General features: G+C 61.5%; 9 protein-coding genes and 1 pseudogene. 2 read left to right on the forward strand and 8 right to left on the reverse strand.

Annotated features, from left to right (window positions below):
* From VL547_RS02270 to VL547_RS02290, 5 genes and pseudogenes are all read right to left on the reverse strand, one after another.
* A pseudogene (locus VL547_RS02270) lies at positions 1-297 on the reverse strand (hypothetical protein); the annotation flags it as partial.
* Positions 298-319: 22 nt separating this feature from the next.
* On the reverse strand, positions 320-688 hold the full coding sequence (locus VL547_RS02275) for a cupin domain-containing protein (RefSeq protein WP_325574738.1): 369 nt from the start codon (positions 686-688) through the stop codon (positions 320-322).
* Positions 685-2,160: a malate dehydrogenase (quinone) gene (gene mqo / locus VL547_RS02280; RefSeq protein WP_325574740.1), complete on the reverse strand. Its 1,476-nt coding sequence runs from the start codon at positions 2,158-2,160 to the stop codon at positions 685-687. Before mqo ends, VL547_RS02275 begins: the two co-directional genes overlap by 4 nt.
* A 17-nt stretch (positions 2,161-2,177) precedes the next feature.
* Positions 2,178-2,960 carry a phosphotransferase family protein gene (locus VL547_RS02285; protein WP_325574742.1) on the reverse strand — a complete coding sequence of 261 codons (783 nt, stop codon included), beginning with the start codon at positions 2,958-2,960 and terminating at the stop codon, positions 2,178-2,180.
* A complete protein-coding gene (locus VL547_RS02290) occupies positions 2,957-4,159 on the reverse strand; it encodes a hypothetical protein (protein WP_325574744.1) in 1,203 nt (400 codons plus the stop codon). Before VL547_RS02290 ends, VL547_RS02285 begins: the two co-directional genes overlap by 4 nt.
* A gap of 74 nt (positions 4,160-4,233) precedes the next feature.
* On the opposite strand from VL547_RS02290, the gene VL547_RS02295 reads away from it, so the two are divergent.
* Positions 4,234-4,695, forward strand: a complete 462-nt coding sequence (locus VL547_RS02295; protein ID WP_325574746.1) for a hypothetical protein — start codon at positions 4,234-4,236, stop codon at positions 4,693-4,695.
* 63 nt (positions 4,696-4,758) lie between these two features.
* Positions 4,759-5,439, forward strand: a complete 681-nt coding sequence (locus VL547_RS02300) for a hypothetical protein (RefSeq protein WP_325574748.1) — start codon at positions 4,759-4,761, stop codon at positions 5,437-5,439.
* Here VL547_RS02300 and VL547_RS02305 read toward each other — a convergent pair.
* The 3 genes from VL547_RS02305 to VL547_RS02315 form a co-directional block, all read right to left on the reverse strand.
* Positions 5,431-5,967 carry a DinB family protein gene (locus VL547_RS02305; RefSeq protein ID WP_325574750.1) on the reverse strand — a complete coding sequence of 179 codons (537 nt, stop codon included), beginning with the start codon at positions 5,965-5,967 and terminating at the stop codon, positions 5,431-5,433. The two genes, VL547_RS02300 and VL547_RS02305, sit on opposite strands and share 9 nt — an antisense overlap.
* 27 nt (positions 5,968-5,994) lie before the next feature.
* A complete protein-coding gene (locus tag VL547_RS02310) occupies positions 5,995-6,954 on the reverse strand; it encodes a GlxA family transcriptional regulator (protein ID WP_325574752.1) in 960 nt (319 codons plus the stop codon).
* 48 nt (positions 6,955-7,002) lie between these two features.
* Positions 7,003-7,329, reverse strand: a 327-nt coding sequence (locus VL547_RS02315; RefSeq protein ID WP_325574754.1) for a GNAT family N-acetyltransferase, incomplete at its 5' end; no start/stop codon positions are given.

The following is a 7,329-nucleotide window of genomic DNA, read 5'->3' on the forward strand; positions in this document are numbered from 1 at the left end:
GATCCACGCCGCCTTGAAGCGGTTGAAGTCCTCGCGGCGGCACTCGGCGCAAGGGCGGTGACCCGCGGAAAGGGCGGTGGCCTCGTCGAGGAAAAAAAGTTCGGTGTACTGACCGGGCGCCATCACCGGCCGGTGTCGGCCCTTGAACTGCAGGACGCAGATGATCCAGGCCTTTAGCCGGAACGGCCGGCGGATGTGCTGCTGCGCGTCGTGCAGCAACCCGCGGTTACCCATCCACGCGCCGCGGGCCGGGGTGAATATGATATTACCGTAGGGGTCGACGCGGTTTTGGAGCATGGGCGAAGTTAAGGGATGGATCTCAGCTCCCGGGATCGTTAAGGACAATCGCGGGCTCCGCGCCATCGGCGAAGACCACGTAGGCGCGGCGCCAAGGCTCGTCGCCGGTGAGCTGCCAGGAGTGGCCTCCGCCCGTGACGTCGGTGGCGATGAGGACGTCGCCGGGGTGGAGGGTGAAGGTCTCCCCTCCCCTGGTGCCGAACTCCAGGACGCCGGACAGGGTGATGACGTATTGTTCCACCGGGGCGTTGTGCCATTCGAGGGTGCCGTGGGCGGGGGTTTCCTTGAAGTGGATGGCCTTGACGGCCGTGAGGGCGCTTTCGTCGATGTGTCCCTTCTTTACGTGCGACTCCCCGTCGGGGCCCGTGTATAGCCAGTAGGCGCGTATCATATGTTGTCGATTTGGAGGACCTCGGCGGTTTCGGCGCGGACCTGGCGGGTCAATACTGCGTTGTCGATCAGCGACTGGCCATAGCTCGGGATGAGGGTGCGCAGCGCCGTGGCCCAGCCGTTAGCCATACGGCCGGCGAAACAGCGTTCGATCAGGTGCACCATGATTGAGACAGCGGTGGAGGCGCCGGGGCTTGCGCCCAGCATGGCCACGATCGAATGGTCGGCCGAACCGACGAGCTCGGTGCCAAACTGGAGGACGCCGCCGTGGGTCTCGTCTTTTTTGATGATCTGTACGCGCTGACCCGCGATTTCGACGCGCCAGTCCTGTTCGCGGGCGTTGGGGAAGAACTCGCGGAGCGCGGCCATACGCTCGTCCATCGACTCCATCACCTGGCCGACGAGGTATTTTTCCAGCGCGAAGTTGTCCCGGCCGACGGCCAGCATCGGCAGGATGTTGTGGAGGTCGATGGAACCGAAGAGGTCCAGGTAGGAGCCGTGCTTGAGGAACTTTGTCGAAAACCCGGCAAAGGGTCCGAAGAGCAGCGACACCTGTCCGTCGACGTGGCGCGTGTCGAGGTGGGGTACCGACATGGGGGGCGAGCCGACGGCGGCCTTGCCATAGACCTTGGCGTGGTGACGCACGGCCAGCTCGGGGTTGTCGGTCCGCAGCCAGACGCCGCTCACGGGGAAACCCGCGTAACCGTTGGCTTCGGGTATGCCCGACTTCTGGAGCAAATGGAGCGAGCCGCCGCCCGCGCCGATAAACACGAACTTCGCCCGTACGTCGCGGTGAGCGCCGCTGCGCTCGTCGCGGATGCGCGCGCACCACAAGTCGCCTTCGCGCTTCAGGTCCTGGACCCTGCTTTTGTAGTGGACGTCGTTATTTTTCAGCGCGCCGAGCAAGAGCCTGGTCAGCGCCCCGTAGTCCACGTCCGTCCCGGTCCGCATACGCGTCGCGGCAACGTGGTGCTGGGGATCGCGCCCCTCCATGACCAGGGGGAACCACTCGCGCAGCTGCGCATGGTCTTCGGCGTACTCCATCCCATGATAGAGGTGGTTGGCGGAGAGCGCCGCGTGGCGCTTTTTGAGGAAGGCTACGTTGTCGTCGCCCCACACAAAGCTGTGGTGTGGGACGGCGTGTATAAATTCTTTCGGGTCCTTGATCGCGCCCTTTTTGACCAGGTAGCTCCACAGCTGCCGCGACAGGTCGAACTCGGTATTGATGTCGAGGGCCTTGGCGATCTCGACGTTGCCCTGCGCGTCCTCCGGCGTATAGTTCAGCTCGCACAGTGCGGCGTGCCCGGTGCCCGCGTTGTTCCAGGCGTTGGAGCTCTCTTCCGCCGGCGCGTCCAGGAGCTCGTGTATCTCGATGTTGAGCGAAGGGTCGAGCTCCTGGAGCAGGACGGCCAGCGTGGCGCTCATGATGCCGGCGCCGATCAGCAGGACGTCGGTGTTGGGTTGCGGTGTCATGGGCGGCAATATAAGCTTTAGCGTCCGATCCGCGGAATCCTTTCTATGGCCTTTGCCGGCCAGTGATCGAGAAAATCATTTTTGACACCGGGGAATATGTCGACCCTGGACTCGACGACCCAACGGAGGCGGAGGAACCAGTGGAGCTGGACGGTGGCGGCATCGGTATACGCCAGGGGGTCGACGGCCAGCTCGATGAGGAGACAGACCAGGTCGAGATCGGCAGGGCCTTTTACGGGACGTTGCCAGTCGATGAGGCGGTAGCCGTTTTCCGTGAGGAAGACCTGTTCGGGTTTCAGGTCGCCATGGCAGACCCGGGAGCCTTCGGCGATCTTTTGCATAACCGCCGGGGATTCGGCCCAGCGGCGTAGCTCGTCGACGGGTCCGTGGTGAAAGCGGGATAGCTTGTCGAAGGTATCGGCTACGGTTGCCGCCCAGGCGTCGGGGGTGCCGATGTCGGTGTAGACCGGGGGATCGCCTTTTATGCCGCCAATGGCGTCCACGACCTGGCGGGCGTGGGTCACATCGATGGCCACCCGTGTCTCGATCCAATCCAGGACGAGGATGTGGCAATCGCCGAGGACGCCAAGGTCGCGGCAACGCGTCAGCAGCGGGGAAGCCGCGCGGGCGTAGAATTCCGGTTCGACGGTCGGTGGTAACTGGGATTTATAGGCCAGGCGCGTGCCGTCGGTCAGCGTAAGGCATTGCACGATAGAGAGGGGCCATTGGTGGATGGTCGTCCGCTCCCGGATGGGTTGACCAAGGAGGCGGGCCAGCTCGTCGTCGGTGTGCAGGTTCATTGTAGCGCTATCGAGTCGACCTGGCAAAGGCCGTTGGAGATGAAACCGAGGCCGGTGATCTGGCCGCAGGATTGGTGATAGGTGGTAGTCATGACGGGTCTGCCGTCGATGGCGATGGTCGCCTGGCGGTTGCGGACGCTGAGTGCGATGTGTCGCCAGTTGCGGACGTCGGAGCCCAGGGCGGAGAGGTCGTGTGTCTTGCCGCCCATGAAGTTCTCGCCGAACTGGACCTCGGAGGCGCTGGAGCAGCCCGGGGGCGTGGTGGCGAAGTACATGAAGTTCCGCTGGCAGAAGACCTCGCCCATGATAAAGGGGCACAGGTTGCCCATGGGTTCGGTTACGCGGGCCCGGAAGCGGAGGGTGAAGCTGTCGCTGCTGAGGGGTCGCGCCGTGGGGAAGTTGGCCATGACGTAGAGGTGCTCTTTTTGGGGGTCGACGCCGGTGAGGTCGGCGCGCGTGAGCGCGAGGGGCGTCGCGGGCGTGATGTAGGTGGGCTCCCCGCCAAAGGTCGGTTGGGCGTAGTAGACCCAGCGATCCGTAGGGATGCTGACGTCTATGGTTTTGATGATTTCGTCGTTGGCGATCAGCTTGGCGACGTGGTAGCCCGGCTCCAGGTAGAGGTCGGTCAGGGTATGGACGCCTTTTTGGATGCGGACGCGGCGGTGGCGGTCCCAGGATTGCTGGATAAAGAAGGAGTCGGCGGTCACCCCGTCGATATTATAGTGAAAAACGACGGTGTTCGGGAGGTCGTTGCCGGTGACCTTCGTGGCGGAAAACGAGGCGGTGGCGGCGCCGGCGACGGCGTGCCGGCGGGTGCGCACCAGCGCCAGCGACACCAGGGCCAGCAGGCAAAGAGACGCACCGAGGGCGATCCAGCGCAAACGCGGGGCGCGGCGGCGGGTTGCCGGGGCGGGCGTGGGGATTGCCGCGGCGCGGTACGCCTGCCAGTGGGCGTAGCCTGTGGTCTGCGCGAGCGCATCGAGCGTAGCGACCTGGGGGAGGCGGACGAACTGCCCGGCCAGGAGGCGTTTGAGGGTGGAGAGGCTGATGATGGTGCCGGTGCGGGTTTCGATCAGGTCGCACAGGAAAAGGAGGTCGCGCTGGACGAGGGCGCCGGGGTCGGCAAAACCGGCCTCGCGGCAAAGGGCCGAAAGACATGCGCGGACGTGGGCGTGTTCGTCGAGGGGTTTTGCGGGCATTTTGGGTGGGTTTGAACGCCTTTTGGTCGCTGCGGTGGCGGTTACGGGCGGAAATTTGGGTTAAAAGTATATCCATGAATCGATTTTCCAAAACCGTCTTGTTGACCGGTCTTTTTGTGGGGACGACCGACATCCTGTCCGCCTTTATCATGATTTCCTTCCTCCGCGGGCATTTCCCGGTGGAGATGTTCCATTACATTGCCGGCGGAGCCGTGGGCGTGCCCAAAGGGTTGAGCGGGGGTATCTGGACAAATTTGCTCGGGCTTTTCTTCCACTATCTGATCGCCATGACGGCGACGCTGGTGTTTTTCCTGGCGTTACCGAGGGTGAGCCTGCTCCGGTTCAATAAGTACCTCATGGGGATGCTGTACGCGGTGGCGGTCAACCTGTTCATGTCCTTTGTGGTGCTGCCGCTGTCGGCGCTGCCATCGGGAGGGTCGTTCGAGTTTGCACGGACCTTTATCGATTGGATTATCCTGGGCTGCTGTCTAGGGATACCGATCGCGTTCAACGCCTATCGGTATTATGGATATTGAAAAACGGGACCGAACGGTTGAAACGATGTTTTGCGGAGCGTATATGCGCGTATCCTTGCGGGTATGATGTGGATATTATTTTTGGCCATGCTGCAAACCGTGGTCGTGCGGCCCGGTTCGCCGCTGATCCGGTACGACCTGGTGCGTTCGTCGCACGACTTCTACCGCAACACGATCACCGATAGCAGCGGGGCGATCCGCTACGACTTCATGATGGAGGACTTTACGGTGGTGGATACCGCCCGCGGACGGATCGTGTTTGCGCGGTCGCGCCAGGTCCCGCCGGGGAGCTTTTCCACGGACACGTCGGAGACGGACCTGTGGCTGCGGCCCGTGCGGATGCACGAGGCTCATTTCCAGCGAGGGGTTTCGTTCGACATGACGTTCGGCGACACGGTAGCCAGCGTGCGGACGCTCCGGAACGGCGTGGCCACCGTACGGAACTACCCGATGCAACCGGGTTACTTCGAAGACAACATGATCGAGTACATCTTCGGATACGTCGACTGGCAGAAAGGGGTTACGTATGTGCTCGACAACTTCAACAAGGACGCGCCAAAGCCGTCGGACCCGTATACGATCGAATACGCCTTCGACGACAGGCTGATGCAAAAAACCTGTACCGTGCTGCGCTTTGTGCGTGGCAGCGGTACAGGTTATATCTGGATCGACAAGGCTACCCGGAAGGTGCTCAAGCAAGTGGGCTCCTTTGGCAGCCTGAACTATGTCATGGTGCTAGAATAGCCGTTCGGCGGGCGGCCGGATACCCAGCAGGCGGATATAGATCGTCGTCTGACCGCGGTGGTGGGTCTGGTGCTCGAAAGCCTTCAGGAACAGGGTAAATTTGGATACCTTACGGGTTTGGAGGACGACCATGGCGCCATAGGTGCTGGGATCGCTGGCCTGCAGGAGGCCGATGGCGTAGTCGTAGCTGGCGTCGACCAAGGTTTTTACGGAATCGCTGGCCAGGGCGGACGGGCGGTCTTCAGCGCCGGCGAGAAAAGCGGGTGGCTGCTTGCCTTCCGCAAGCGACATCAGGAAATAGTTCGCGCTGGCCAGGTGGACCATCTGCTGGGCGAAGCTGCGGATGCTGTCGACGGCTTTGAAGGAATACTTGTCGGCGGGCATCGCGCTGAGGTATTCATCGGTGTACTGTTTGGCGCGCGTCCATTCGCCGATCAGTGTTTTTTTGATGTCGTCGCCGGTCAGGGCCTGGGCGGAGACGGTAGTGGACAGACTGCTCAGGAGCAGCAAGGCAATCAGGTATCTCATGTGTGACAGTTTCGCGCAAGGTAGTGTTTATCCATTGAATTTTCTGGCGTAGCGGCGCTTATATTCCATCGGCGACAGACCGGTGATCCGCTTGAATATGGACCGGAAGGTCTTGGGGTCGCTGTAGCCCGCATCGTCCATGATACCGGTGAGGTCGCGGTCGTTCATTTCGATGGCTTTTTTGGCGGACTCGATACGGACGCGCTGCAGGTATTCAAAGGGCGTATTGTTGGTCGCGGCCTTGAAGCGGCGGATAAAATTCCGCTTGCCCATGTTCACGTGGCGCGACAACGCTTCGAGCGAAACCGGCTCCTGGTAATGCTTTTCCAGGTATGCCTGGGCACGGAGGATGCCATCGTCGCCGTGGTGGTGCTGACCCGTGAAAACCGCAAAGTGCGCCTGGCTGGAGCGGTCCATTTCAATCGCGAACATCTTGCTGATCCAAAGCGCGGCTTCGCGGCCACAGAATTTTTCAATCAGATACAATACGAGCTTGAGCGACGAAAACGCGCCGCCGCTCGTATAAATGCCGTCCTGGTCGGTGATGACACGGTCGGACTTCAGGATGATCCGGGGATAACGCTGCTGCATATCCGCCACACAAGCCCAGTGTGACGTCACTTCTTTTCCATCCAGCAAACCGGCCTCGGCCAGGAAATAGCTGCCCACGCACAGGCTGGCGATCTCCGCACCCTGCCGGTGCCGCTCGCCGATCCAACGCACCGCTGCGACGCTCCGGCCCAGGACGCCCGGGTCGTCCACCTGGAAGGCCGGCACGAGGACGAGGTCGGGAGGGGTCGCCTGCTCGAAGTTTTTATACGTCATAGGCGCAAACACGGGGGCGGTCTCCCCTACCAGCTCCAGGGAGAACGCGGGTTCGCGCCCTGTCATCTCCATATATTTATTCGCGCCGTTGATGAGGTCTACGACCCCGGTGACGGAGGAAGGGACGACGTTGTCGAATACGATCAGTGATACAGCAAGCATAGGTTTTAACTCTTGGGGTCAATTACTCTTGGGATCAATTTACAAAATTTAACCCAGGTATTGCGGATCGAGGTACGAGCGGTACTCGGGGTGGCGCTGTACAAAGGCCGCCACATAAGGACAATAGATCATGACGAGCTTCTGGCTGGCGCGCGCCCACGCAAAAGCCGCCTTGGCCAGGGCGGCGGCGACCCCCTTGCCCTCCAGCGGCGGGGGCACATAGGTGTGCATCAGGGCCACGTCGGCCTTGTAGAAACGATAGCTTAGGTAGGCTTTTTCGCCCTGGAGCTCGATTTCGAACTGTTGCTGGGCTTCGTTGTTTATGACGTTGTAGTCTGCCATATCGCGGAAAGTTACTTCATTTGTCCAATCCGG

This window comes from Dinghuibacter sp., assembly GCF_035492835.1.
Classification (GTDB): domain Bacteria; phylum Bacteroidota; class Bacteroidia; order Chitinophagales; family Chitinophagaceae; genus Dinghuibacter.

What these genes read in the sequence shown, in the direction of transcription:
- VL547_RS02275 (WP_325574738.1), bottom strand. Translation starts at nt 688, where the DNA reads ATGATACGCGCCTACTGGCTATACACGGGCCCCGACGGGGAGTCGCAC.
- mqo (WP_325574740.1), bottom strand. Translation starts at nt 2,160, where the DNA reads ATGACACCGCAACCCAACACCGACGTCCTGCTGATCGGCGCCGGCATC.
- VL547_RS02285 (WP_325574742.1), bottom strand. Translation starts at nt 2,960, where the DNA reads ATGAACCTGCACACCGACGACGAGCTGGCCCGCCTCCTTGGTCAACCC.
- VL547_RS02290 (WP_325574744.1), bottom strand. Translation starts at nt 4,159, where the DNA reads ATGCCCGCAAAACCCCTCGACGAACACGCCCACGTCCGCGCATGTCTT.
- VL547_RS02295 (WP_325574746.1), top strand. Translation starts at nt 4,234, where the DNA reads ATGAATCGATTTTCCAAAACCGTCTTGTTGACCGGTCTTTTTGTGGGG.
- VL547_RS02300 (WP_325574748.1), top strand. Translation starts at nt 4,759, where the DNA reads ATGATGTGGATATTATTTTTGGCCATGCTGCAAACCGTGGTCGTGCGG.
- VL547_RS02305 (WP_325574750.1), bottom strand. Translation starts at nt 5,967, where the DNA reads ATGAGATACCTGATTGCCTTGCTGCTCCTGAGCAGTCTGTCCACTACC.
- VL547_RS02310 (WP_325574752.1), bottom strand. Translation starts at nt 6,954, where the DNA reads ATGCTTGCTGTATCACTGATCGTATTCGACAACGTCGTCCCTTCCTCC.